Origin of the sequence: Neptunomonas sp. XY-337, from assembly GCF_004959845.1 — a bacterium.
GTDB lineage: Bacteria > Pseudomonadota > Gammaproteobacteria > Pseudomonadales > Balneatricaceae > Neptunomonas > Neptunomonas marina.
Genome location: NZ_SPLL01000001.1, coordinates 431,786 through 456,584, shown reverse-complemented (window position 1 = coordinate 456,584; position 24,799 = coordinate 431,786). Strand labels below are relative to the sequence as shown.

Below are 24,799 nucleotides of genomic sequence, written 5' to 3'. Positions count from 1 at the left end.
ATCCCCACCGGTGGTTTTGCGCTGGTGGGGGGTATCTGATTCTGGGACAATGGCGGGCTTAGCACACAACGTACCCGAGACTCATGAATCGTACCGCACAAGATCTTTTTTCTTATCCTCGATACTGGGCAGAATGCTTTGGCCCAGCCCCGTTTCTGCCTACCACCCGCCAAGAGATGGACCAGCTCGGTTGGGATAGTTGCGATATCATTCTCGTCACGGGTGACGCCTATGTCGATCACCCGAGTTTTGGCATGGCGGTGATGGGCCGCGTGCTCGAAGCGCAGGGCTTTCGCGTTGGTATTATCTCTCAACCTGATTGGCGCTCTACCGATGCGTTTACCGAGCTGGGTTGCCCGAATCTTTACTTTGGTGTGACAGCGGGCAACATGGACTCGATGATCAACCGCTACACTGCTGATCTTAAAGTTCGCCACGACGACGCTTATACACCGGACGGCCAAGAGGGAAAGCGTCCTGACCGAGCGGTTATCGTTTACTCACAGCGCATTCGCGAGTGCTATAAAGATGTACCGCTGGTTATCGGTGGTATTGAGGCGAGTCTGCGTCGTATTGCTCAATACGATTATTGGAGCAATAAAGTGCGGCGCTCCGTGTTGATCGACTCCGGCGCCGATATCTTGCTTTACGGTAATGCAGAGCGTGCCATCGTTGAGCTATCGCATCGTTTGGCGCAGGGTGAGCCTGTGCACGCGATTGATGACCTACGAGGCACAGTGGTGCTGCGTGAGCATGTGCCCGAAGGCTTTGTTGAGGTGGATTCTTCGCGTGTTGACTGGCCCGGCCAAATTGATGCGTTAAAAAGCCCCTATGACTATGAAGGGGAAGAGAAGAAGTGCAGCACGAACCGCTCTGAAGAGGGCGCTGATGTGCAGCCGTTGCGGATTATTCCAGCACCGTTGAAGGGGCGGCAACACCTTGATAAAGATGCGACGTATATCCGTTTACCCTCCTTTGAGAAAGTATCGAAAGATCCGGTCCTGTACGCGCACGCTTCCCGAGTACTGCACCTTGAGTCAAATCCGCACAACGCCAAAGCGCTAGTACAACGTGATGGTGGCAAAGAGATTTGGGCTAATCCTCCTCCGCTACCGCTGACGACAGCAGAGATGGACAGTGTATTTGGTTTGCCCTATCAGCGTATTCCGCACCCAAGCTATGGTACACGTAAGATTCCCGCCTATGACATGATCAAGTTCTCGGTAAACATCATGCGTGGCTGTTTTGGTGGTTGTACCTTCTGCTCTATCACCGAGCATGAGGGGCGTATTATTCAGAGCCGCTCACAAGAGTCGGTACTGAATGAGATCGAAGAGATTCGTGACAAAGTGCCGGGCTTTACTGGCATGATCTCTGACCTTGGTGGTCCAACGTCCAACATGTACCACCTCAACTGTAATGACCCCGATATTCAGGCGTCTTGTCGGAAACTGTCTTGCGTCTACCCGACGATTTGTAAGAATTTGGTAACCGATCACAGCCAAACAACGGAACTTTACCGCAAAGCTCGTAAGATTGACGGCGTCCATACCGTGGCAATAGCATCAGGCCTGCGTTACGACTTAGCAGTAGAAGACCCAGAGTATGTGAAGGAGCTTGTGACTCATCATGTGGGTGGTTACCTGAAAATAGCGCCGGAGCATAGCGAAGAGGGTACGCTCTCGAAAATGATGAAACCGGGCATGGGTACTTATGACCGCTTTAAAAAGATGTTCGACAAGTACTCGAAAGAAGCGGGTAAGAAGCAGTATCTGATCCCTTACTTTATCGCTGCGCATCCGGGTTGCGAAGATGAGGATATGCTGAATCTAGCGCGCTGGCTGAAAGAGCATAAGTTCCGTGTGGATCAGGTGCAAACGTTCTATCCATCACCAATGGCGCTAGCAACCGCGATGTATCACTCCCAGCGTAACCCGTTGAAACAAGTGAATTACAAGAGCGAAAAGCTCTATATCCCACGCGACAGTGAGCAACGCCGTGTTCAGAAAGCGTTTTTGCGCTACCACGACGAGAAGAACTGGCCAGCCTTACGCGAGCAGCTGCAAGAGATGGGACGGGCAGATCTGATTGGTAGTGCCGATTGGCAGCTAGTGCCAGCACAAGAGAAGCCAAAGAAAGCACAACAACGCGCTAAGCCTGCAACTCAGAAAGGTAAAGTCGCTGCCACGACAGCGCGTATTGATCTATCTAAACGGCCAACCGCGTTGGCGCGTAAGAAAGCGGCTAAGAAGTCGACTAAGAAAGGCCAGCAGCGCAGTCCAAAGAAAATGGCGCGATAGCTTAATCAGGCTGCCCGGTGCGCGCTTTGTAAGGGCGTGTTGGGCAGCGAATACGCCCTTATCATAGATTAATATAGCCACATTTGTTAATTGACTAAGCAATCAGCTGGCATTAAGTTTTGCCCATCACCTGATCGTTAGTTCAGGCCCAAGGTGGCCGTTGCGCCCCGCTAACTATGATAAGAATGGATTGCATGAAACCAACACTGCTTATTGTTGAAGACTGCGAAGCAACGCGCGAACGTCTGGAAACCGCGATTGTTCAGGGAAATCAGTTTCGTTTGATCGGCTCGGTCGGCTCCTGCAAGTCAGCGGCGACGATCCTCCAAGATCGCTCCCCTGAGGTACTCCTTACCGATCTTGATCTTCCAGATGGGAACGGCGTCGAACTTATCGAGATGCTTAAGCTTCCTAATGTCCGCACCAAGCTTGCAATTGTTATCACCATCTTCGGTGATGAGGGGCATGTCATTAAAGCGCTACGGGCTGGCGCATCAGGCTATCTGCTCAAAGACGATGATTTTATCGAAATTAACTCTGCGATTACGCAAATGCTCGAAGGTGGTTCACCCATCAGCCCGAGCATTGCACGTTATTTGCTAAAAGAGCTATCACTCGCCACATCGGCGGCGGACGATCTTGAGGAGCGCCTTAGTAAGCGTGAACACGAGATACTGATGTTAGTGAGCAAGGGCTATACCTCGAAAGAGATTGGCGGAATGCTTCATGTGTCGTTTCATACGGTCAATGCGCACGTGAAGAGCATCTACAAAAAGCTTTCGGTTAGTAATCGTGCCGAAGCGATCTACGAAGCTACACGCAAAGGTATTATTTAGTCGGGTTGTTAATATGTCGGTCTCTCGCTTCTGCTCTTGCGCTGTATTGGCTCAAGCTGTTGTTGGTACTTTTACCTATTCATCATCGGTTTGGGCGGATGAGGAGCTGATTGGCGACGAGTTATTTGGCCAGTTACCCGTTGTGGTCAGTGCGAGCCGCTTAAACCAATCGATCTTAAACACACCGTCAGCGGTCACCGTTATCGATAAGCACATGATCGAGGCATCCGGGTTTACCGATATCTCTGACCTGATGCGGCTCGTGCCTGGATTTAACGTGGCGAATATTAATGGCCGAGTAAAGGCGGTTAACTACCACGGTGGCGGGTGGGAGTACCCTAACGGGTTGCAAGTTTTAGTCAATGGCCGCTCAACGTATCTGCCGAGCCTGTCAGTCGTCGATTGGAACAGCTTAGGTGTCCAGCTTCAGGACATCGAGCGGATTGAGGTGGTGCGAGGCCCCTCGCCATCAGCCTACGGTTCAAACTCATTTTTAGCGGCAATTAATATCATCACTATTGCGCCGGAGCTGGATGCTCGTTATGCGGTTGCTGGGCGTTATGGCTCTGACGATGGCGGCTATATGCTGGTGCGTGCATCGGATAATGTGGGTGTTTCGAATTACCGGATCTCTGCATCGGTCAATAAAAGCAGCGGGTATGATGGGCTTGATGATGATATCGACTATCGAACCCTGAGCTTTCATTCCCGTAGTTATCTATTTGAACAAGATACCTTGGATCTGAGCTTTGCAGTCAATCGTGGCCGCTCGGATCCTATGCCCGACAACCTGCTAGAAACGCGCAAGAACCGTTTGACGAGCTGGTTTGGGCAATTGCAATGGCAGCGACCATTGTCTAAACAAGGTGCGCTAACGTTTAACCTGTATCACAACGTGCACCTTGAAGACGATGCTGCTGATAGCAACCCGGTTGGGACAGCAGCAGGTTTATCAAACGAGGTGTTCCAGAGTCTGTTTGGTACGGATAATCAGATTATTCACTACGGTATCGAAGCGAACAAAAGTGTCAAGTCGGATGCTGAACTGCAGTACAGCTGGATTAACGAGCAGGGCTTACAGTTTATCGCAGGAGGAGCGGTTCGCTATGATCGGTTAAAAGGGTCCTACTATGCAGGTATTGAGGAGGAGCATTCGGGTATTAGCTACCGCGCGTTCGGTAATATGCAGTCCCCCCTTGGCGATCGCCTTACGCTCAATCTCGGTGCGCTTTGGGAGAAAGATGAAGGTCGGCACGATTATTTTTCGCCACGCGCCAGTCTTAATTGGGAGTTGACCAAGCAGCAGTCGATCCGCTTATCTGCGGCGCGCGCTTATCGCTTGCCATCTCTGCTAGAGCGCAACGGCGACTGGGATGTTGCGTTAGACAATGGCGTGGTCATCGATAAGCTGTATCGAAATAACCCGGATCTACGTGCTGAGAAGATCGATAATATCGAAGTTGGCTACCTTGGCCGTTCGATAAAGTATCCGCTCAGTTGGGAGCTGAAGGCCTACCACGAGAAGCGTTCTGATTCGATTTGGTATGTGCGCGACGACTCGGTGGAGGATTTTATCGGGGACGGCGTAAAGGTCATTAGTAATGCAGCTAAATATACTGCCTCAGGCCTTGAAGGTGAGGTGATGTATCGTCCCAGTCAGCGCACGTTTATCCGCGGTCACTTCAACCTTATTGATGATAAATCAAACTATACGGCGCGCTTTAATCCTGAACGCGTAGACTCTTATGATCAGTTAGCACCGCGCAATAGCTTTGGTGTGCTGGGCTCAAAGGAGTTTGGTGATTGGCAAGTGAGTTTAGGCGTATATCATTTGGCGGCAACGCGTTGGTTAAGCCGTGGCGATAAAGTTGCCAGCCATACGCGTGTTGATGCCGCTATTTTTAGGCGTATTCCGATCTCGGCTAAACACGAACTCAAGCTGTTCGTCGCAGGACAAGCACTGAATGGCGCATACCACGAGTTTCGCGTAGATCAAGAAATAGAGCCGCGCTATTACATTGGCTTCACGCTAACCGAGTTCTAGATGCGCGCTATCTATCTGCTGTTGCTCTTGATATTGTTTTGCGTGCCGCGATTAAGCCTCGCGCAGGGCCAAGTGCATCTTATTTTATCCTCGCAAAATGGCATCTTTAGTACCGTTCACGAAAAGATTAGCCAACGCGTTGCACAGCTTAATGCGCAGCTCCATATCGACGCGCATCTTTTAGATCAGCCTTGGCAGCAAGGTATTGCGCCGAACGATCTGCTGGTGGCCGTGGGTGCAAAGGCGGCAAAAGCGCTAATACATCAAAAACTTCCCAATCCGATTCTGTTTGTGTTCGTGGAATCGCCGTTGTTGGCTGATATTTTACCGCATGAAAACGCGCCCTCTTGGGCAGCGGTGGTGGTTGATCAACCATTAGAACGGTTAGTTTCAGTCGCCCAGTTACTGCGTGAAAGTGAAAGTTATCGTAAGAAGATGCTCTTGGTTGTCAGTGATGATAACGATGTCATGCTTGAGCAGGTTGAGCGTTTAACCCAAAGTCAGCGCCAGAATTTAGAGGTTATCTTGATCGAGGCGGGAGAGGTGGCTGCGAAAGTCATTGAACCTGCACTGTTCAATGCCGCTGCTGTGATAGCCGTAAAAGACAAACAAGTTTGGTCGGGTAATAATGCGCGCTGGATGCTGCGCCAAGCCTATGCATTTCAAGTACCGGTGATTGGCTACTCTAAAGCATTTCTCAAAGCGGGAGCGCTGATCTCGGCGTACTCCACGCTAGACCAGCTTGTTGATCGTTCTGCCAAAATGATCACGCAGTGGGAGAGTGCGGGTGGCTTTGCCGACCCAGGTATCCATTATGCGGATTATCAAGTTGAGGTGAATAAAAGCATTGCTCGTGCCCTGCGCGTTGATGTTGATCGGTTGGAGGGCGAGCCATGATAAAGCGCTTATTCGCCTCGATTCAGAACCAATTGGTCATCAATGCCATTGCGCCAGTGGTGTTCGTTATCGTTTTGGTGACCTCTTTCATGTTGATGGACTCGTTAGATGGCCTCGAAGAGCGCACAGCGACACGCGGGAATGATCTGGTTCAGCAAGTGTCCGCCATGTCGGAGTTTTTCTTCTTCGCAGGTGATACGGATAAGCTCGAAGATGTCGCTGAGCTGATGATCAAGACCGATGGGATGGTGTCGATCACCTTCTATGATAGCGAGCGCCGCTTACTGCTGGAGCGCACGAATGTTGCGCAAGGTAGCGTTAACCGATACGAAGTGCCGATCTTTTCGAAGCCAACGGAGCTGGATGATTTCGCAACGATTACCGATGACAGCACAAAGGCTGAACTCCTCGGTTATGTGAAGATAGGCTTGTCCAATAGTGCGGCAGATGAGCAGCGCGTCAAAATATATCTGCGGGTGCTGATCATCGCTATTTTGGGGACGATCTTTGGAACGATTCTGGCTTTTATCTCCAGTCGTCATATCACGCGCTCCCTTTCAACCATGATGCAGGCCGCGCGGGGTATTAAAGCGAAGCAGTTTGCCGCCCGAAGTGCGGAAAATGGGCATGGTGAATTGCTAGAGTTCCAGCGCAGCTTTAACGAGATGGCCTCGGCACTGGAGCAGAACGAAAAAGACCTGCAGCAACGCATTAGCCGCGCGACGCAATCGCTGAATATTACGGTGTCTGAATTATCCAAGCGCAACCAAGAGCTGGCTGCGCAACGTCAGGAGACGATTGAGCTGGAACGCTCCAAAGCGATATCGGATGAGCGCACCCGTATTATGAAAGATATGCACGATGGTATTGGTGGACAGTTGGTTGCCTCAATCGCCATGATTGAGCGGGAAAAGGAGACGGAAGTCGGGCGCAACATAGCGACGATTTTGAAAGAGTGCCTTGATGATTTCCGCCTAATTATCAACTCGTTAAATGTCAGTGCGAATGACCTTTCGGCGCTGCTGGCAGACTTTAAATATCGTAACCAACGCAAGCTGGCTTTGGCGGGCATAGCCTTAAACTGGCGCGTGGATAGTTGTGCTGATGACATCAACCTACAACCCCAGCAGAGTTTGCATGTGTTGCGAATCTTGCAAGAGCTTTTCACCAATATCTATAAACATGCTGGCGCATCAGAAATAGACTTTTCCGTCTATCAAGACGGAGATAATATCGTGATTAAAGTGGCCGATAACGGCCGTTTCTCGGGTTGTGGCGACGGCGTAGGGCACGGTATTAAGAACATGCAATGGCGAGCCAACGAACTGGGCGGAGAGATGGTCTTTAGTCGCTCAGAGGTAGGTGGATGCCAAGCGCTGCTGAAGGCGCCACTGGCGCGCTAGATTGTGATCTCTGTCACTATTATTGGTGGTTCTCAGCTGGCCACTATAACCCTGTTTGGCTATACCCGAGTTAAACATGTACCTGTTAGCCTATTCATTATCGTTAACGCATCTGCAGTTTGCATGCTGAACATCTTACCAATAGGGATATCAGCGAATGAATGGGATAAACATCGCGCTCATAGCCACCCTCCTGATGACATTTGCTACCTTCAGCGCGCCGTTTAGCGCGGCGCGGGATAATATAGGTCAGCAGCATGTCGTAAAGGTGCGCGTTAAACAAACGGGCGGCACGCGCGGTGCAGGTTTGTGGGTTGAAATGTTACGAGATCAAACCGTTATTGCGCGTAAACGGACACATCAGCATGGTCAGCTAGAGCGCTTTCACATCCCTCATGACGACCATGCTAGCCCTGTTGTTTGGCTGCGTGTAACAGGCTTTGCGGGAGAGCCCCATCTTGAAAAGCTTGAGTTAACGGATGCCGCGCAAATCGATATTGTGATCGATCTGGATAAATAGCACATCGTTAGGTTGTCCATAGCAACCGCTGAGCTGCATCGCTATAATGTCGTTTTTTCTCGATAGTTCGCTAACTCAGCAGGTTTATTAATGACAGTACGTACACGCGTCGCTCCGTCTCCTACGGGCGATCCTCATGTGGGCACGGCCTATATCGCACTTTTCAACCTCGCCTTCGCACGCCAGCATGGCGGTGAATTTATCTTACGTATCGAAGATACTGACCAAACCCGCAGTACCGAAGCGTCTGAACAAAAGATTTTAGATTCGCTGCGTTGGTTAGGGCTTGAGTGGGATGAAGGCCCTGATGTTAGCGGCCCGCACGGTCCTTATCGCCAAAGTGAACGTAAAGATATCTATGCGGATTATGCCCTTGAGCTGGTGGAGAAAGGCTTAGCATTTCGCTGCTACCGAACAGCCGAGGAGCTAAATGAACTGCGAGAAGCACGTCGTGAGCAGGGCCAGCATACGGCGCTCAAGCAAAGCGATCTAGCATTGCCAGAGGCGGAAGTCGCGAAGCGCGAAGCCGAGGGCGCGCCATTTGTTATCCGTATGGTCGTTCCTGAAGAGGAGGGCGTGTGTGTTGTTAACGACATGCTGCGTGGCGATATCGAGCTGGACTGGGGGATGGTTGATGCCCAAATCCTGCTGAAGTCCGACGGTATGCCAACATACCACCTCGCCAATGTGGTGGATGATCATCTGATGAAGATCACCCACGTGATCCGTGGCGAGGAGTGGATCAACTCCGCACCGAAGCATAAGCTGCTCTATCAATACTTTGGCTGGGATATGCCGCAGCTTTGCCATATGCCACTGCTACGCAACCCAGACAAATCAAAGCTCTCTAAGCGTAAAAACCCAACCAGCATCCTCTACTACGAGCGCATGGGTTACTTACCCGAGGCGTTGCTGAACTACCTAGGCCGTATGGGTTGGTCGATGCCTGATGAGCGCGAAAAGTTTAGCCGTGACGAGATGTTCGCCAACTTTGATATTCAGCGCGTATCACTCGGTGGCCCAGTGTTTGACCAAGAAAAGCTCAGCTGGCTAAACGGACTATGGATGCGTGAAGATCTTGATGCGGCGGCCTTTGCCGAGAAGTATCAAGCTTGGGCGCTCAACCCAGAATATTTGATGCAGATCGTGCCGTTGATCCAGCAGCGTGTAGAGAAGTTCTCTGATGTAGCGCCACTGGCTAGCTTCTTCTTGTCTGGCATGTTGGACTTAAGCGAGTCTGACTTTGAACACAAGTCCGTTACTTTGGACGATGCGAAGAAAATCCTGCAGTTTAGCGTTTGGTTGTTGGATACCGAAAACAACTGGGAAAAAGATCACCTGTTTGCTGAGCTGAAGAGCCTGTCTGAAAAGATGGGTTATAAGTTACGTGACTTCCTCTTCCCGCTGTTTATCGCTATTGCGGGTACGAACCAGACTGTCTCGGTGATGGACTCCATGTCTATTCTTGGCCCAGATATGAGCCGTGCTCGCCTGCGCCATGCCGTTAATCTGCTGGGCGGTCCTTCTAAGAAGGAAGCGAAGCGCTGGGAAAAAGAGTTCAAAGCGCTGTAATGTAAGCGAAGAGCTCATCTTCAAGGCCTGTAAACGCAGGCCTTTTTTGTATCTGTAATTTAAGTGACAGCTGCGCTGTTTTGCTGACAGCCCCTGCGTATTAAGCCCGAGATACCTCTATCCAGCGATTACTGAGCAAGCTTGAGTGTTTACAGCACCTCATAGCGGAAACTATTTTACGTGGCGGCGTGTACTTTATTTCACGCTATCGGTAGCATCTGTTACCAATTACATACATGAGGTTAAGCAGTACGGTGTTTTTAACAGGTAAACATGTCGATTTGGCCGCATCATTGGAAGCGGTAGGTGCTCCTATTTCTATCTGGGAGCGCAGCTATTCAGGGAAGCTGCTATTCGTCAGCGGCAATTCGCGTTTTCAAGAGATTGTCGATCAACGCCTTTCTGGGCTCGTTGAGCATGATCTAGCTTCGGTATTGCCACGCTATGTCGCGTCACAAATAGAGCCTGCCATTGACGAGTGCTTAGATAGCCAGCGCTCTGTTGAGACAGAGGTGGTTATTGAACGCCATGGCAGAACCCGCTGGTGGCGTTTTCAATACTCCCCCCTGCTCACGCGGGAAGGGGAGGTTCGCCGTCTGATGAATACCTGCATTGAGATAACCGAAAAGAAAGAGCTAGAACGTTCGCTCGATACCAGCTTGCGTCGCTTTGAAGCGGTCATCAACACAGCCTATGACGGTATTATCTCCGTTGACGAATCTCAGCAAGTAAAGATGTTTAATCAGGCTGCGGGAGATATGTTTGGTATCAAACCTGATTCTGCCGTCGGCCGCCCGCTAACGGACCTCATGCCAGCGCGTTATCGCCATGGTCACCACGGTTATATGGAAGGATTTAAGCACTCGCCGGTAATGTCCCGCCCGATGCACACGCGTGAATCGGTAACAGGGCTGCGTAGTGATGGCACTGAGTTCCCACTGGAAGTGACGATCTCCAAGATACAGGTAGGTACACAAACCGAAATGACCGCTGTGCTGCGGGATATCTCAGAGCGCTCACGTTTGATGGAAGAGCTACGAGAAGCAGCCTCCTTTGACAGCTCAACAGGGCTGTATAATCGCCGTTTCTTCGAGGACCAAACTGAGCGCGAACTTGCGCGCTGCCGTTACTTTGGCCATAAAATGACGCTGATGGTCATTGCCGTGGACCGCTATAAAGAGCTGGCTGATGGACACGGAAATAGCTTTGGTGATCGCTTGATGAGCGATGTTGCAAAGGCCGTTGTTGAAGGTGGCCGTAAAGTCGATATTGTTGCCCGATACTATGCGGGTTCTTTAGCTATCCTGTTGCCTGAAATGCCTGCAGAGAAAGCATTAGAGCGGGCTGAAGCGATCCGCAAATACGCAGCAAGCGCGTTGGCACCAGAGAGTATGATCCCGATTACATTTAGTATCGGCGTTGCCGAGTTCTGTGATGAAAGTCATGCTGAAGAGCTGTTTGCACGCGCCGAGCGTGCATTGAGTAGAGCGGGCGAAAATGAAGTGGAACAAGATAGAAAGTAGCAAGCAACACCTTGAAAACCAAGAAAAAAGCTTGACTACAAAAATAGATATGGGATCATAGCGGCGTGCTCAGCAACACTCTTCGAGCACGTCAAATGGGGCCTTAGCTCAGCTGGGAGAGCGGTTCGCTGGCAGCGAACAGGTCAGCGGTTCGATCCCGCTAGGCTCCACCATTACTTTTCTGTAACTTGCTCTCGGTTCGCAAGTAACAAGCACATTGCTTCCAATGCGTTTCTTCCGATGGCTGCGCTAGCAGTTACATGGCTCAAGGCATTCATGATTTTATACTGCTAGCGATCTTTGCTGGCTTTGTCCAGTTCTGTGCTGGCTATATAGCTGCAGTACTCATTGAGTCGTACCGACGCAAAGCTTATTATCCGGTCTCAATTTTTTGTATATGGGCGCTAATCATGGTGTTGTTCTTCCCGATCCAGCAAGAGTTGGACTGTATCAATCAAAGTGGCGAAACTGCATTGTTGAAGGAAGATGGAGCGCTAGCTTTTTTTGAATTTTTAATGATATGATATTTATCACATTTTCTATACTATTTTCTGATGAATAAAGAGATTAATATAGAGAACACACCTATCCCCATAACAAAATATCGTTGAAAATTATATCCTCTTTGGATTTCATCATAAGTTCTAATTGTTTTTCCATCTATGGTTATTTCATAAACTTCTTTTGATCCTTCATGATACTTACTTGGGCGATATTTCTTTTCTCCAGTCAAAATAGATATGGTTCCATTGCTCTTCTTTATTAAGTTAACAACATGCTTGTTGTCGCCCGCATGCGGAGAATACAAAAATTTCTCGCTATTTCCCTTAAGGGTGAATATTATGCCTGTTCTGCTTTTTCCTACCGTGCCTATAACTCTTTCAAGCTCTCCAGTATGGTCTATTAAGTCATATCTCGATGGTATTGATTCCTCTTGGGAAAAGGCTATTAGAAGCGCTAGGACTCCAAAAAATATCGCGAACGCTCTTCTCATTATTATTCCAACTACTAATGTCAGTAAAATTTTATATTCAATTTTTAAATTATTTGATCTTTTTAAAAGGTTCTAAACTCAAGCCATTAGTTAAAAAAGACTGGAAAAAGCATGTACTTCACTGAAAATGAGTCGCCATATTTGGCATACCCAGCATGCCATAACCTTTACGTACTCGCCACGATTCGTCTAAAGCACTACTTGCTCATCTAAAGTGTCAAGGTTCGGTCTTCAGCGGAAAGCTCGTTGAGCGCAAGCGCATTAGTTTGCCGCAATTTACTTTGGCGGGCCCCTTCATCGTGCTGGTGGTTTTTACTGGTTTTCTATGGCTCTATGCTGGCTATATAGCTGCAGTACTCATTGAGTCGTACCGGCGCAAAGCTTATTATCCGGTCTCGATTTTCTGTATATGGGCGCTAATCATGGTGTTGTTCTTTCCCATCCAGCAAGAGTTGGACTGTATCAATCAAAGTGGCGAAATCCTTGGCAAGATCGTGTTCGATGCGGTTAAGGATGAGCATCTTTTTAAGATCGCAGATGGTTTAACTGCTTTGTCGCCAGAAGATGAGGCGCTGATTGCTGTGCGTATTGCAGGCCTTAACGCGGGTGCTTTTACGATACCGATGCAGGATGATGACTAGCACCAAGTTTATCGAGTCACTGTGGCTGTATACCTTTTACCTATTCAGTGCGCACGGCGCTGAGTTGGCTTGAACGTTTGTAACTACCTCTTTTCAAAATAGATTTCCGGTGAACTAGGTACTGTGGTGGTTACGTATAGCAAGTATTGATTAACAGCTCGGCGAAACCCATGCATAGAATTAACCCGAAAAAACTCCTGCACAGTAAGTGGACCGCTGTGAAACCGGTCAATAAAGAGAAGCACTTTTTAGTCACTGAGGTCGAGTTTGATGAAGAGGGGCAGGTGGTGCATTGTTTGATCGAGGCGGTTTCGTCTAAGCGTGAAATATCGATCGACTGGCGCTGCCTTAAAGATCAAACTCATTGGCTGCAAGGTTGGAAGTAGCGTTTAACGTGTTGCCTCGCAGGTTTCGGAGCTAGAGAGTGATTTTCGAAAACAGCACGATGAAAAAAGTGATGGTGGTTGGGTCTGGTGGCTCGGGTAAATCTACGCTCTCGGTTTGGTTGGCTGATGAGCTGCGCTTGCCGGTTTATCATCTTGATCGGCTTTACTGGAAGCCTAATTGGGTCAAAACCGAGAAGCAGGCTTAGATTGCGCTACAGTATTCGCTTTGTGAAGAAACGGCGTGGATTATTGATGGCAACTATCAAAGCACACTAAATATCAGGCTCGCTGCCTGCGATACCGTTATTTTCCTAGATGTTAACCGGCTGAGTTGTATCTATCGAGCACTCAAGCGCTCTCTGATCAGTCGTAACCGGCACGATTTAGCTGAAGGCTGTAACGAGCGGGTCGACTTCGGGTTTCTCAAATTTCTTTGGTATTATCCTCGCAAGTCGAAACCACTTTTGATGGAGAAACTGGCCGCCCTTGACCACGAGAAAACCGTCATCATCGCGACATCGGCAGCCGATGCGCTGCGAAGGGTTCGGCAGCAGCAACACGGCTCATGATAAGGCGGGTTGCTGCGTTTTTAAGTTGTTTTTAAGCAGATCATTGATCCATTGAAAGGGATATCTTGGGCTCACTGAGTATTTAACGGCAGTGATTAAGGTGATTATATGGACGCTATCGTTTGGTTCACTTACGTGGCTACTGTGCTGGTGTTGATGAGTACGCCGGGCCCGAGCCAGCTGTTGATCCTCTCAAATAGCATCAGCTATGGTTTGGGGCGCTCAATGTATACCGCAGCAGGTGATCTAACGGCTAACTTCTTACAGATGATTGTAGCGTCCGTTGGTTTAGCGAGTTTGGTAGCCAGCTCCGAAACGTTCTTCATGGTGGTGAAGTGGGCAGGTGTGGCATATCTTGTGTATTTAGGCGCGCGACAAGTTCTATCATCGCAGCCTTTACACTGTGGCCAAGAGGCTGCGCAGCGGTCGGCATCTTCACTTTATTGGCAGGGCTTTATCACCTCTGCCGCAAACCCAAAAGCGGTTATCTTTTTTGCAGCGCTGTTTCCTCAATTTATTAACCCGCAAAACGCCCTGTTACCGCAGTTTATTGTGCTGAGCGTAACGTATCTTACGTTGGATGGTGTCTTTCTATTCGGCTATGGTCGATTCGCTGGCTGGGTAAGAGGCCATCTCTCTTTTGGCTCGCACGGCGTCATAAACAAGATCTGCGGCTCTCTTCTAATCGGAGCAGCGGTCATGCTCGGCAGTCGGGATATTAAGTAAGCACCGCTAACCTAGCCGAATAATCGCGGCGGGCCCGTTTAACCCGGGATCAGCGTTTCTCCGCATCCATATCCTGAATCTGTTTAAACAGTGCTTCGGCCTCGGCTGTGAGCTTGGAGTAGGTCATGATGTCGCCATTGCGTTGGGCATGCATCGCTTCCTCTAATAGCATCGAGTGCTGCTTTTTCAGCTTTTTGGTTGGGTCACTTTTGAAAAATGAAAACATGAGGGTGCTCCTTGAATTTGCTTTCATTTCTATACGGGGCGTTTGATAAAAGCGATGAGCGTTGCTGACTTGTATTCATGTGCTGATCTGCTCCTCTATAACTGAGCAATAAAAAAGGCGACCTGTTTGGCCGCCTTGTTAACTAACGTTGTTGGAGACTTAGTTGATGTTGTCTAGATCGTACCAAGGTGTTGGGTTGATCGGGCAACGGAAACGAACACCATCTTGCGTAACTGATACACGAGAGATACGCGTTTGACCCGGCTCAAGTGGGAACATGTCCAGACCTGCGTGAGTCTTAAAGTTCTGAATCTGGAAGCCAACAATCTTGTCTGTCTTGTTTGTTACAACAAACTCATACTCGCCCGCTTTTAGGTCGGCTAGCGTTTCGTCAGCGGTGAAGTGACCACCATATTGATCTAGGTTGATAACTGTTACGCCATCAGCGCGTGTTTCTGGCGTGCCCGCTGTAGCAAATGGTGCCGCAGCAACAGCAGCTAACAATACAAACAGTGCTGTGATTCGTTTAAAGAACTGCATGTGTTTCTCCTTGGTTTCGCTTTGCTTTATGTTTGTGGGGTTTACTTTAAACGCGGTTATTAAGACGATATATGTCTTAATGTCTCGTATTTATGTTCAGGAGTATTTTTATGTATACCGATGCTCTCAGCGATATCTTGAAGTGGCTGCGCCTTAAAGCGGAGGTTTACCTGCATACCGATTTTCAGGGCTGTTGGGCGGTCGATACGTCTGGTAGCCGCTCTGTACCATTTCACTTAGTGCACAGCGGCCGCAGTTGGCTGCATTTACAGGATGAGGCCCCAAGGTTGTTGTCGGCGGGGGATTTAGTGATATTTCCGCATGATGCGCAGCACTATTTAAGCAGTGAGAGCCATTGCCCGAATGCTGAACTGGTTGAGCAAACGATGGCGCAGTTAGGGGCTCCCGCGCAGGGGGAGGTGACCGGGCTAACCTGCGGCCACTTTATGTTTGAGAACAAAGCCGACTGGCCTTTGTTGGATAGTTTGCCAGCAGTGATTGTGTTAGAGCTGAGCGATACCAGCCGCCTCGGCAATACGCGCGCTCTGTTGCAGTTGCTTATCGCTGAGCTCGAAGAGCAGGGCGCAGGTACCTCGTTAGCTGTCGACTATATAGCGCATGTGCTCTTCATTCATATCCTGCGCAGCCAGCTAGAAAAGGGATTACCCTCTGGACTTCTGAAAGCACTGTTTTCACCGCAGGTAGGTAAGGCGCTAACGCTGATCCATGCCGATATTGCCAAGCCCTGGACTCTGGCTTCATTGGCGAGTGCCGTAGGTATGAGCCGTGCCGTCTTCGCCGCCGAATTCAAAAGCTTAACGGGAAAAACAGCCATTGCCTACCTATCTGAGTGGCGCATGTTGACCGCTGCTGAGCTGCTGCAAACAACCGATTTAACCCTGTTTGATATTTCAGAGCGTTGCGGTTATCAGTCTGAAGCGGCGTTCCGTAAAGCGTTTAAGCATGTGACCGGCAAGACGCCGGGCGAGGTCAGAAGAGCGGCGGACTAGAAGGCTACATTGGCTAACACGTTATATGGGTGCGACTTTCGTTTTATCTCACTGAATCCTGTAAGATAGCGCCCTTGCCGAATGCCGCCTGACAATCTTCCGGTTGGCCTGCTGACTAACTAAGACGAGTTTTCAAATGGAAATCAAAGTAAATTTTTTAGATAACCTGCGCCTAGAAGCGAAGTTTGACGACTTCACCGTGATTGCGGATCAACCGATTCGTTATAAAGGTGATGGTTCCGCGCCTAGCCCATTTGATTACTTTTTAGCGTCCTCTGCTCTGTGTGCAGCGTATTTTGTGAAGGTTTATTGTAACGCGCGGGATATTCCAACGGATGATATTCGTTTATCGCAGAACAATATCGTTGATCCCGAAAATCGCTACGACCAAACCTTCCAGATCAATGTTGAACTACCCGATACGATTTCTGAAAAAGATCGCGTGGGTATTTTGCGCTCGATTGATCGTTGCACGGTGAAAAAGGTGGTTCAGCAGTCGCCAACGTTTGCCATCGAGACGGTGGAAAATATTGATAGCGACTCCGGCATTATGGCAGTAGGCATTGAAGATGAAGGCCAGACGATGATCCTTGGTAAGGACTTGCCGCTGGAAGAGACCATTCGGAATATGTCTGAGCTGCTCGAGTCCTTGGGAATGAAGATAGAGATATCTTCATGGCGCAATATCGTGCCGAATGTTTGGTCACTGCACATCCGTGATGCGGCATCACCGATGTGCTTCACAAACGGCAAAGGCGCGACTAAAGAGAGCGCGTTGTGTTCGGCGCTTGGCGAGTTTATTGAGCGTTTGAACTGCAACTTCTTTTATAACGACCAGTATTTTGGCGAAGAGATCGCCAACGCTGAATTCGTACATTACCCCAATGAGCAATGGTTCCCGCTCACCGAAGATGACCAGTTACCTGATGGGATTCTCGATGAGTATACACGTGCTATCTACGATCCCGAGGGCGAGCTGTGTGGTTCGCATTTGATTGACACGAACTCTGGCAACATCGAGCGCGGCATTTGCTCACTACCTTTTGTACGCCAGTCGGATCAGCAGGTGGTTTACTTCCCCTCAAACTTGCTAGAAAACCTCTACCTGAGTAACGGTATGAGTGCGGGTAACAACTTGGCTGAGGCAAAGGTGCAGTGCTTATCTGAAATTTTCGAGCGCGCGATCAAGCGCAAGATTATTGAAGAGGAGATTGTTTTACCTGAGGTACCAGCAGAGGTGCTAGCGCAATACCCTGCAATCGTTGAGGGAATCAAAGGCCTTGAGGAAAATGGCTTCCCAGTTGTCGTTCGAGATGCGTCGTTGGGTGGGCAGTTTCCTGTCATGAGCGTCACCTTGATGAACCCAAGAACCGGTGGAGTATTTGCTTCTTTTGGCGCGCACCCAAGCTTTGAAGTGGCGCTGGAACGCAGCTTGACGGAGCTGCTCCAAGGCCGCAGTTTCGAGGGCTTAAATGATGTCCCGAAACCCACATTCAACAGCCATGCAGTCACTGAACCGAATAATTTTGTGGAGCACTTTATCGACTCGACAGGGGTTATTTCATGGCGTTTCTTCAGCACCAATGCTGATTATCCTTTCGTGGCATGGGATTTCTCCGGCTCCAATGAGCAGGAGTGTGAAAGCTTGATGGGTATCTTGGCAACGCTAGAGAAAGAGGTATACGTCGCCACGTTTGATGATTTAGGCGCAGCGGCGTGTCGTATTATCGTGCCGGACTTTTCTGAAGTTTATCCCGTGGAAGATCTGATCTGGGATAACACAAACAAAGCACTCTACTTCCGCGAAGATATCCTTAATCTGCATCGCTTAGACGAAGATGCGTTAGCGGAGCTGGTTGAGCGTTTAGAGGAGAGCGAAGAGGACAACTACACCGATATTCGTACGCTGATTGGTGTTGAGTTTGATGAAAACACAGTGTGGGGCCAGCTCACTGTGCTTGAGCTTAAAATCCTGATCTACCTTGCGCTTGGCGAGCTAGAAACGGCGCTGGAGCTGGTGGAGACATTCCAGCAGTACAATGACAACACCGTTGAGCGTAACCTCTTTTATCAAGCAATGAACGCGGTGTTAGAGATCACCCTGGATGCAGAGCTTGAACTGGAAGACTTTGAATTTAACCTGCGCCGTATGTTTGGTAATCAGGTGATGGATGCGGTGATCGGCTCTATTGAAGGCAGCGAGCGTTTCTATGGTCTGACGCCAACCAATACACAGCTTGAAGGGTTGGACCGTCATTTGCGTCTGCTCGATAGCTATAAAAAGCTGCAAGCGGCGCGTGCTGCCAATTTAAAATAACATTATACCGTTATCTGTATGGGTAAAGCTGCGCGCTAACGGGTTATCAGCGCAGCATGGGTGAGGTTGGTCTAGCAACCGTGAGGGGGCGAGTTTTGGGTGTTATACAAGCGGAGCTGTATCTAAATACGGAGAGCTGACATCCAAAATCGTGCCGAATGCATGGCACTTTATTCTCGGTTGTTGCGCTACCCGTGCTTTTTATCAAACGCGATGGCGACTTTCGCACCACGTGTTTCTTATGGCGTGCTGCATACTTAATGATCGAAAGGGTGGGTAAGACGGCTGTAAAAGAAAGAAGCCGATTGAGCAAGGCGCTGCGCAGCTACGTTTAACGTGACTGATATCGATAGGGTACTCGTGCCTCTTACTGCGCTTAGTATCTGCGTCCCCTATTGCCATCGCACCGGGATTCGAGATGATCCTCGCTTTAAAAATCAATGTAAACGTTGAATTAATTAAAACAAATTTTTATAAATATCGTTTTTTGTAATTTAGTTAAGCTGTTGAAGTAAAATGATATTTATGATCTGTAATATGCTTATTAGATAATAATTCAAACAAAAGTGGCTTTTTTAATCATCTCTAATATAATGATCTCAACAACAGACGAGCGGATAAGCGATAGGTAGCGTTTACGCCGTTCTCATTGTCCAGTTGCTCCGCTTGTGACGCGTTTCAAAAGTATCGAAGCTGTATTGTTTACTTCTCTAAATCGCTAACGAGCACATTTATTTATTGGTGAATCTGAAAAATCGGCTTTTTCAAACAGGAGATTTCACCCCGGAGCTAAGCAGGATGCGCAGCTCCGGCCCCTCTTTTTTCAGTGGTTTTCGCCAACGTCCTTGCAAGGTATGCTAGCCCTTTTTAACGGCTAGCTCATGCATCTAATTCTGCTCACTCACGAAAGAGAACTTGCGAAAAAAACCAATACCGGTGCGCTGTTGTGTGACCCACTGCCTGGTGTTGTTGTGTCACGCATCGAGTGGGCACGGAAGAACCCAAATGCCGATCTTTTAACCTTTATCGATCAGGGCCGCGTTGGTTTGCTGTACCCTTCTGCAGAAGTCGCTGCACACACAAGCGTGTTGCCATCTGCACTAGCAACGCATGGCATTGATACGCTTATTCTGATCGATAGCACTTGGCAAGAAGCGCGTAAGATCTATAACCGCAGTGCATACCTGCATGAGCTGCCGCGCATTTCATTACCCCTCGGTCTTCAATCCCAATTTAACTTGCGCAGAAATCAGCGCGAAGGTGGGCTATGTACCGCCGAGTGCGCAGCAATGCTTATGAGTGAGGCAGGGTTTCGATCGGCTGCGCAGGTGGTTGAGCAGCGTTTTAGCAAATTTCTGTCGGAATTTGGCGCCTGAGCAGGAAAAAGCTGCCGTTTTTTTTCATCAACTTTTCATTTTTTCCTGAAGATCAAGTATCCTGTGGCAAATTCGACAAAGTCAGAACCAGAAACTAACGTTTCGCCGAGTATGGGAGTTATAGCTTTGCAAAATTACGTATTGCGTCTTGATCAGGCGGGTATGGATGATGTTGAAAAGGTAGGTGGTAAGAACGCGTCGTTGGGTGAGATGATCAGCCAACTGAGCGAAGCCGGTGTAAAAGTACCCGGTGGCTTTGCGACGACTGCCGAGGCTTTCCGCGAATTTCTAGAGCATGGTGGTCTTAAAGAGAAGATCGATACCACGCTATCCCAACTCGACGTTGACGACGTGAATGCACTGGCCGAGACCGGAAAAATGGTTCGTCAGTGGATTATGGATGCAGAGTTTCAGCCTGCACTTGATCAGTCGATCGAAACGGCCTTTGCAGAGATGACTGGCGGAAACGAGCAGCTGGCGGTTGCTGTGCGCTCCTCTGCAACAGCGGAAGACCTACCCGATGCATCATTCGCGGGCCAGCAGGAAACCTTCTTGAATATTCGCGGCTTGAGCAATGTTAAGCAGGCGATTAAAGAGGTATTTGCATCTCTTTATAACGACCGCGCAATCTCATACCGTGTGCACCACAACTTTGAACACAGCGAAGTTGCATTGTCTGCTGGCGTGCAGCGTATGGTGCGCAGTGAAACAGGCTCATCCGGTGTTATGTTCACGATGGATACCGAGTCTGGCTTCAATCATGTGGTATTTATCACCGCTGCTTATGGTTTGGGCGAAACCGTTGTGCAAGGTGCGGTCAACCCGGACGAATTCTACGTTTATAAGCCAACGCTGAAGCAGGGCGTGCCGGCTATTTTGCGCCGTACACTCGGCTCTAAAGCGATCAAGATGGTTTACGCTGGCGAAGGCTCAACCGCAAGCGCAGTGGAAACCGTTAATGTCGATGCGAAAGATCGTCAGCGCTTCTGTATCAATGATGAAGACGTGCAAGAGCTTGCGAATATCGCATTAATCATTGAGCAGCACTATGGCCGTCCAATGGACATTGAGTGGGCTAAAGATGGTGACGATGGCCAGCTTTACATTGTACAAGCGCGTCCTGAAACGGTTCGTAGCCGCGAATCTGGCAATGTGATTGAGCGCTACTTGCTTAAAGAGACAGGTAATGTGTTGGTTGAAGGCCGTTCGATCGGTCATCGAATCGGCTCAGGCCCTGTCCGCTTGGTATCTGACTTGTCGCAGATGGATCAAGTTAAGCCTGGCGATGTTTTGGTAACCGATATGACAGACCCAGACTGGGAACCGGTCATGAAGCGTGCTGCGGCAATCGTAACGAACCGCGGTGGTCGTACGTGCCACGCTGCGATTATTGCGCGTGAGCTTGGTATTCCAGCTATTGTGGGTTGTGGTGACGCCACTGAGCGTCTACAAGATGGCCAATTGGTCACGGTTTCGTGTGCTGAAGGCGATACCGGCCGAGCGTACGATGGCCAGCTAGAGTTTGAACATCAGACCAATAGCGTTGAGTCGATGCCAAACTTGCCGTTCGATGTGATGATGAATGTGGGTAATCCAGACCGTGCATTTGATTTCCAAGCGCTACCGAATGCGGGTGTGGGCTTGGCGCGTCTTGAGTTTATCATCAACCGTATGATCGGGATTCACCCGAAGGCGCTGCTGAACTTAAACGATCAACCGGCTGATGTGCGCCAAGTGATCGAGCGTCGCATTGGTGGCTACGATAGCCCAGTCGATTTTTATGTTGAGAAACTTGTTGAAGGTATCTCGACGCTGGCAGCTGCGTTCTATCCGAAGAAAGTGATCGTGCGTATGTCTGACTTTAAGTCAAACGAGTACGGTCACTTGATTGGTGGTGATCAGTACGAGCCGGGTGAAGAGAACCCGATGCTGGGCTTCCGTGGCGCGGCGCGTTACATCTCTGATGACTTCCGTGATTGCTTTGAACTTGAGTGCCGTGCGCTCAAGAAAGTTCGTGATGAAATGCGCTTGACCAATGTTGAGGTTATGGTGCCGTTCGTGCGTACGGTAGGCGAAGCGAAACAAGTGGTTGAGATGCTATCTGACAACGGCTTGAAGCGTGGCGAGAATGGCTTGCGCATCATTATGATGTGCGAAATCCCATCCAACGCACTGCTGGCTGACGAGTTCTTGCAATACTTCGATGGCTTCTCAATCGGTTCTAATGACCTCACGCAGTTAACGCTGGGCCTAGACCGTGACTCCGGAATTATCGCGCATCTCTTTGATGAGCGTAATGAGGCGGTGAAGAAGTTGCTGGCTATGGCGATTAAAGCGTGTCGTGACCAAGGCAAGTACATTGGTATCTGTGGCCAAGGCCCATCTGACCATCCAGATCTTGCTAAATGGCTTATGGAGCAGGGGATTAGCAGTGTCTCGTTGAACCCAGACTCTGTACTGGACACATGGTTCTTCCTAGCGAATGACGTTCAGTAATATTGCGCTGGAAGTTTAGAAAAGGGAGCTTTGGCTCCCTTTTTTGTTGTCTGCTATTCGAGAGTGGAGAGCGGCAGTGGCGTGTTAGTTTTTACCGCACGAATCGCGAAGTTGCTGTGTATGTCCTTAACCACTGGGAGTGTTTGTAGCGCTTTTAACCACTGTTCATAATCGGCTAGATCCTTTACGACAACCTCCAAGCGGTAATCTGATGCGCCTGATACCACAAATGCACTGATCACGTTTTCCATTGCTCGCACGGTGTTTTCGAATAGATCGCTGGCATGGTCGCGGTGGTTATCTAATCGGACATCAACAAATACGGTCATACTGAGCCCAACCTGCTGTCGATCAAGTGCAGCATAATATCCAGTAACGACTCCCAACTCCTCAAGGCGCTTCCAGCGACGCAAGCAGGGTGAGGCAGATAAGTTTATCGCTTCGGCTAGTTCGACATTGGTTAATCGGGCGTTCTCTTGTAGTAACGCGGCTATCTTTTTATCTGTTTTGTCCATGTGTTGGCATATCTAATTACAATTTAATGATTTATTGGAAGCTTATGCTAATACGGTAGGGTTTCGTAATCGAATTCGCAAGGACATGCTCTCCTAACTCGCTCGATAATGTGCTCTTTTTATGAGCCGTTAAAGGGAAAGGTATGAATGAGCTAAAGGGGCAAGCGAGTCTTGGTATTGCAGCGGGGATGCTGACGATCTGTATATGGGCGTCTTGGCTACTCTCTATGCGCTATGGCCAGCAATCAAGCTTGAGTACCTATGAGTTGGCCATATTACGTTACGGCTGCGCTGCGCTAGTGCTTTGGCCAGTTCTGATACGTCATCTGCCGAACTATCTTTGTGTTAAGAAGCGTTATTTGCTTGGTATTTGTTGTGGTGCGGGGTTGCCGTTTTTCTTTCTATCTTCTCAAGGCATGGCTTACGGCCTTGCGGCGGATGCCGGTTTGTTGATTACCGGCACCTTTCCAATTTTTGTGGGGATTATCGCTGCGGTTTTTTATCGTGAGCCGCTTAACCATAGCAAAGTGGTGGGCTTGGCTGCGATTGCTGCTGGGGTTGTTGTATTAGTTGTACGCTCTCTTTGGGCGGGTCACCAAGAGAGTTTAATTGGCTATGGGTTTTTCCTCGGCGCAAGTGTGTGTTGGGCACTATTTACCATCTCGTTGCGAGTGTCTGGGCTATCGCCTTGGGCAGGGGCAGCGCTGTTGTGTTGTGTGTCCACCGTTGTGTTGTTGATGTTATTTCCGTTTACAGATGCTGTACTGTTTGCCAGCGCTAATTTTGCGGATCTCTCGCATCAAATGTTTGTGCAGTTTCTTTGTGTTGGTATCGTCACAGGGTTCAGCTATGCCTATGCCGTACGTTCACTTGGTGCAGAGGCAACCTCAGCCATTGGCGCGTTAACCCCTGTATTGGTGGCCATCGGTGGTTACTGGCTATTGGGTGAGTCGCTGACGCCAACCATGCTTGTCGGTTTGGTCTTGATTTCGCTTGGCGTGTTTGTTGCCAGCGGTGTGCTGCGTGCGCTGCACGTGAGGCTGATCTCCTCACCCGCTTGATATATTTAGCGCGTTGCTCGTCAGGGCTGTTAGAATGCGTCTCTTTCTCACCCGGAGCATAGTATGGATAACTTGCTGGCTTGGCAGTATATCGCTATTGGTATTCTTTTCGTATGGAGTGGTTTTGTTCGCTCTGGCTTAGGGTTTGGTGGCGCTGTCCTGAGTTTGCCATTTCTGCTTCTGGTTCATAACGATGCATTAGTCTTTCTACCTATCATCGCGGTCCACTTGTTGATTTTTTCCAGCTGGATCGCATGGCGTAACCAAAAAAGTCGGCCGCACGGGCAGGAGGGGACGATTGACTGGCAGTACTTGGGTGCTTCTCTGCGAGTCATGATCATCCCTAAGCTCATTGGTGTGTTTGGCTTGCTGACATTGCCTACCGCCTGGATGACGAGCCTCATCTTTGCCATCGTGGCTTTCTATGCGGTGGGGTATATTCGTAACCGACCTTTCCAAAGTCGCAGTCGTGCGGTGGACAATACGTTTTTGGCGCTAGGTGGCTACATTAGTGGTGCATCTTTGATCGGAGCGCCCCTTATCGTGGCGGTTTATGCGGGCCGAGTGGCAAAAGAATCGCTACGTGACACGCTCTTTGTACTATGGTTTATCTTGGTACTGATTAAGTGTGCTGCGTTCGTGTGGGCAGGTGTCGATTTTCAACTGATTCATCATCTTTGGTTACTCCCTTGTGCCACACTCGGTCATGTACTGGGTTCGCGTTTTCATCGTAAACTTGTCACCGCTGAGACGCCGGTTTTCTTTCGTGTCTTAGGTAGTGTGCTTTTGGTCGTTAGTTTGTTTGGATTGGTGAAAGCGTGGTGGTAGTGCCGTGTGATTCTTGGAT

General features: G+C 49.3%; 22 protein-coding genes and 1 tRNA gene. 19 read left to right on the top strand and 4 right to left on the bottom strand.

Annotated elements, in window-relative coordinates; translation table 11 throughout:
• Positions 1-83: 83 nt before the first annotated feature.
• The 9 genes from E4L36_RS02380 (at position 84) to E4L36_RS02340 (ending at position 11,268) form a co-directional block, all read left to right on the top strand.
• Positions 84-2,300 carry a YgiQ family radical SAM protein gene (locus E4L36_RS02380; protein WP_136678947.1) on the top strand — a complete coding sequence of 739 codons (2,217 nt, stop codon included), beginning with the start codon at positions 84-86 and terminating at the stop codon, positions 2,298-2,300.
• A 194-nt stretch (positions 2,301-2,494) separates the two neighbouring features.
• Positions 2,495-3,136, top strand: a complete 642-nt coding sequence (locus E4L36_RS02375; RefSeq protein WP_136678945.1) for a response regulator transcription factor — start codon at positions 2,495-2,497, stop codon at positions 3,134-3,136.
• A 13-nt stretch (positions 3,137-3,149) separates the two neighbouring features.
• The gene (locus tag E4L36_RS02370) at positions 3,150-5,180 is read left to right on the top strand and encodes a TonB-dependent receptor (RefSeq protein ID WP_136678943.1); all 2,031 of its coding nucleotides are present in this window, start codon (positions 3,150-3,152) and stop codon (positions 5,178-5,180) included.
• Positions 5,181-6,077: an ABC transporter substrate binding protein gene (locus E4L36_RS02365; RefSeq protein ID WP_136678941.1), complete on the top strand. Its 897-nt coding sequence runs from the start codon at positions 5,181-5,183 to the stop codon at positions 6,075-6,077.
• On the top strand, positions 6,074-7,480 hold the full coding sequence (locus E4L36_RS02360) for a HAMP domain-containing protein (protein WP_136678938.1): 1,407 nt from the start codon (positions 6,074-6,076) through the stop codon (positions 7,478-7,480). Before E4L36_RS02365 ends, E4L36_RS02360 begins: the two co-directional genes overlap by 4 nt.
• 157 nt (positions 7,481-7,637) lie before the next feature.
• On the top strand, positions 7,638-8,000 hold the full coding sequence (locus tag E4L36_RS02355) for a hypothetical protein (RefSeq protein WP_136678937.1): 363 nt from the start codon (positions 7,638-7,640) through the stop codon (positions 7,998-8,000).
• Between the two features lie 90 nt (positions 8,001-8,090).
• Positions 8,091-9,572 (top strand): glutamate--tRNA ligase, encoded by a 1,482-nt coding sequence (gltX, locus tag E4L36_RS02350; RefSeq protein WP_136678935.1) that lies wholly within the window; start codon positions 8,091-8,093, stop codon positions 9,570-9,572.
• 254 nt (positions 9,573-9,826) lie between these two features.
• The gene (locus tag E4L36_RS02345) at positions 9,827-11,095 is read left to right on the top strand and encodes a diguanylate cyclase (RefSeq protein ID WP_169051452.1); all 1,269 of its coding nucleotides are present in this window, start codon (positions 9,827-9,829) and stop codon (positions 11,093-11,095) included.
• Positions 11,096-11,192: 97 nt separating this feature from the next.
• Positions 11,193-11,268: transfer RNA gene (locus tag E4L36_RS02340), tRNA-Ala, on the top strand.
• Positions 11,269-11,639: 371 nt separating this feature from the next.
• Here E4L36_RS02340 and E4L36_RS02335 read toward each other — a convergent pair.
• Positions 11,640-12,089 carry a hypothetical protein gene (locus E4L36_RS02335; RefSeq protein ID WP_136678931.1) on the bottom strand — a complete coding sequence of 150 codons (450 nt, stop codon included), beginning with the start codon at positions 12,087-12,089 and terminating at the stop codon, positions 11,640-11,642.
• 266 nt (positions 12,090-12,355) lie between these two features.
• On the opposite strand from E4L36_RS02335, the gene E4L36_RS17960 reads away from it, so the two are divergent.
• The 4 genes from E4L36_RS17960 (at position 12,356) to E4L36_RS02315 (ending at position 14,411) form a co-directional block, all read left to right on the top strand.
• On the top strand, positions 12,356-12,730 hold the full coding sequence (locus tag E4L36_RS17960; protein WP_240770659.1) for a hypothetical protein: 375 nt from the start codon (positions 12,356-12,358) through the stop codon (positions 12,728-12,730).
• Positions 12,731-12,900: 170 nt separating this feature from the next.
• On the top strand, positions 12,901-13,116 hold the full coding sequence (locus E4L36_RS02325) for a TIGR02450 family Trp-rich protein (RefSeq protein ID WP_136678930.1): 216 nt from the start codon (positions 12,901-12,903) through the stop codon (positions 13,114-13,116).
• A 38-nt stretch (positions 13,117-13,154) separates the two neighbouring features.
• On the top strand, positions 13,155-13,322 hold the full coding sequence (locus tag E4L36_RS17885) for a hypothetical protein (protein WP_206064485.1): 168 nt from the start codon (positions 13,155-13,157) through the stop codon (positions 13,320-13,322).
• Between the two features lie 471 nt (positions 13,323-13,793).
• Positions 13,794-14,411 (top strand): LysE family transporter, encoded by a 618-nt coding sequence (locus E4L36_RS02315; protein ID WP_136678928.1) that lies wholly within the window; start codon positions 13,794-13,796, stop codon positions 14,409-14,411.
• 49 nt (positions 14,412-14,460) lie between these two features.
• On the opposite strand, the gene E4L36_RS02310 is transcribed toward E4L36_RS02315, so the two are convergent.
• Together E4L36_RS02310 and E4L36_RS02305 are read right to left on the bottom strand one after the other, a co-directional pair.
• On the bottom strand, positions 14,461-14,637 hold the full coding sequence (locus E4L36_RS02310; protein ID WP_136678926.1) for a DUF6435 family protein: 177 nt from the start codon (positions 14,635-14,637) through the stop codon (positions 14,461-14,463).
• Between the two features lie 159 nt (positions 14,638-14,796).
• Positions 14,797-15,177, bottom strand: coding sequence for a hypothetical protein (locus E4L36_RS02305; RefSeq protein WP_127692913.1), 381 nt, complete (start codon positions 15,175-15,177; stop codon positions 14,797-14,799).
• A 110-nt stretch (positions 15,178-15,287) separates the two neighbouring features.
• Between E4L36_RS02305 and E4L36_RS02300 the strand changes: the two genes are divergently transcribed.
• The 4 genes from E4L36_RS02300 (at position 15,288) to ppsA (ending at position 22,376) form a co-directional block, all read left to right on the top strand.
• Complete coding sequence (locus E4L36_RS02300; protein WP_169051451.1) at positions 15,288-16,187, top strand: AraC family transcriptional regulator; 900 nt, start codon at positions 15,288-15,290, stop codon at positions 16,185-16,187.
• 136 nt (positions 16,188-16,323) lie between these two features.
• Positions 16,324-18,504: an OsmC domain/YcaO domain-containing protein gene (locus E4L36_RS02295; RefSeq protein ID WP_136678922.1), complete on the top strand. Its 2,181-nt coding sequence runs from the start codon at positions 16,324-16,326 to the stop codon at positions 18,502-18,504.
• Positions 18,505-19,385: 881 nt separating this feature from the next.
• Positions 19,386-19,880, top strand: coding sequence for a tRNA-uridine aminocarboxypropyltransferase (locus E4L36_RS02290; RefSeq protein WP_136678920.1), 495 nt, complete (start codon positions 19,386-19,388; stop codon positions 19,878-19,880).
• 126 nt (positions 19,881-20,006) lie between these two features.
• Entirely contained in the window at positions 20,007-22,376 is a 2,370-nt protein-coding gene (gene ppsA, locus E4L36_RS02285) for a phosphoenolpyruvate synthase (RefSeq protein WP_136678918.1), read from the top strand.
• Between the two features lie 53 nt (positions 22,377-22,429).
• Here ppsA and E4L36_RS02280 read toward each other — a convergent pair whose 3' ends face one another.
• Positions 22,430-22,891: an Lrp/AsnC family transcriptional regulator gene (locus E4L36_RS02280; protein ID WP_136678916.1), complete on the bottom strand. Its 462-nt coding sequence runs from the start codon at positions 22,889-22,891 to the stop codon at positions 22,430-22,432.
• A gap of 143 nt (positions 22,892-23,034) precedes the next feature.
• On the opposite strand from E4L36_RS02280, the gene E4L36_RS02275 reads away from it, so the two are divergent.
• Both E4L36_RS02275 and E4L36_RS02270 read left to right on the top strand, forming a co-directional pair.
• Complete coding sequence (locus E4L36_RS02275; RefSeq protein ID WP_136678914.1) at positions 23,035-23,952, top strand: DMT family transporter; 918 nt, start codon at positions 23,035-23,037, stop codon at positions 23,950-23,952.
• Positions 23,953-24,015: 63 nt separating this feature from the next.
• Positions 24,016-24,780 carry a sulfite exporter TauE/SafE family protein gene (locus E4L36_RS02270; protein WP_136678912.1) on the top strand — a complete coding sequence of 255 codons (765 nt, stop codon included), beginning with the start codon at positions 24,016-24,018 and terminating at the stop codon, positions 24,778-24,780.
• Positions 24,781-24,799 lie beyond the last annotated feature (19 nt).

What these genes read in the sequence shown, in the direction of transcription:
- E4L36_RS02290 (WP_136678920.1), top strand. Translation starts at nt 19,386, where the DNA reads ATGCATCTAATTCTGCTCACTCACGAAAGAGAACTTGCGAAAAAAACC.
- E4L36_RS02280 (WP_136678916.1), bottom strand. Translation starts at nt 22,891, where the DNA reads ATGGACAAAACAGATAAAAAGATAGCCGCGTTACTACAAGAGAACGCC.
- E4L36_RS02375 (WP_136678945.1), top strand. Translation starts at nt 2,495, where the DNA reads ATGAAACCAACACTGCTTATTGTTGAAGACTGCGAAGCAACGCGCGAA.
- E4L36_RS02325 (WP_136678930.1), top strand. Translation starts at nt 12,901, where the DNA reads ATGCATAGAATTAACCCGAAAAAACTCCTGCACAGTAAGTGGACCGCT.
- E4L36_RS02315 (WP_136678928.1), top strand. Translation starts at nt 13,794, where the DNA reads ATGGACGCTATCGTTTGGTTCACTTACGTGGCTACTGTGCTGGTGTTG.
- E4L36_RS02380 (WP_136678947.1), top strand. Translation starts at nt 84, where the DNA reads ATGAATCGTACCGCACAAGATCTTTTTTCTTATCCTCGATACTGGGCA.
- E4L36_RS02335 (WP_136678931.1), bottom strand. Translation starts at nt 12,089, where the DNA reads ATGAGAAGAGCGTTCGCGATATTTTTTGGAGTCCTAGCGCTTCTAATA.
- E4L36_RS02355 (WP_136678937.1), top strand. Translation starts at nt 7,638, where the DNA reads ATGAATGGGATAAACATCGCGCTCATAGCCACCCTCCTGATGACATTT.
- E4L36_RS02360 (WP_136678938.1), top strand. Translation starts at nt 6,074, where the DNA reads ATGATAAAGCGCTTATTCGCCTCGATTCAGAACCAATTGGTCATCAAT.
- E4L36_RS02275 (WP_136678914.1), top strand. Translation starts at nt 23,035, where the DNA reads ATGAATGAGCTAAAGGGGCAAGCGAGTCTTGGTATTGCAGCGGGGATG.
- E4L36_RS02295 (WP_136678922.1), top strand. Translation starts at nt 16,324, where the DNA reads ATGGAAATCAAAGTAAATTTTTTAGATAACCTGCGCCTAGAAGCGAAG.
- E4L36_RS02270 (WP_136678912.1), top strand. Translation starts at nt 24,016, where the DNA reads ATGGATAACTTGCTGGCTTGGCAGTATATCGCTATTGGTATTCTTTTC.
- E4L36_RS02370 (WP_136678943.1), top strand. Translation starts at nt 3,150, where the DNA reads ATGTCGGTCTCTCGCTTCTGCTCTTGCGCTGTATTGGCTCAAGCTGTT.
- gltX (WP_136678935.1), top strand. Translation starts at nt 8,091, where the DNA reads ATGACAGTACGTACACGCGTCGCTCCGTCTCCTACGGGCGATCCTCAT.
- E4L36_RS02365 (WP_136678941.1), top strand. Translation starts at nt 5,181, where the DNA reads ATGCGCGCTATCTATCTGCTGTTGCTCTTGATATTGTTTTGCGTGCCG.
- E4L36_RS02310 (WP_136678926.1), bottom strand. Translation starts at nt 14,637, where the DNA reads ATGTTTTCATTTTTCAAAAGTGACCCAACCAAAAAGCTGAAAAAGCAG.
- E4L36_RS02305 (WP_127692913.1), bottom strand. Translation starts at nt 15,177, where the DNA reads ATGCAGTTCTTTAAACGAATCACAGCACTGTTTGTATTGTTAGCTGCT.
- E4L36_RS02300 (WP_169051451.1), top strand. Translation starts at nt 15,288, where the DNA reads ATGTATACCGATGCTCTCAGCGATATCTTGAAGTGGCTGCGCCTTAAA.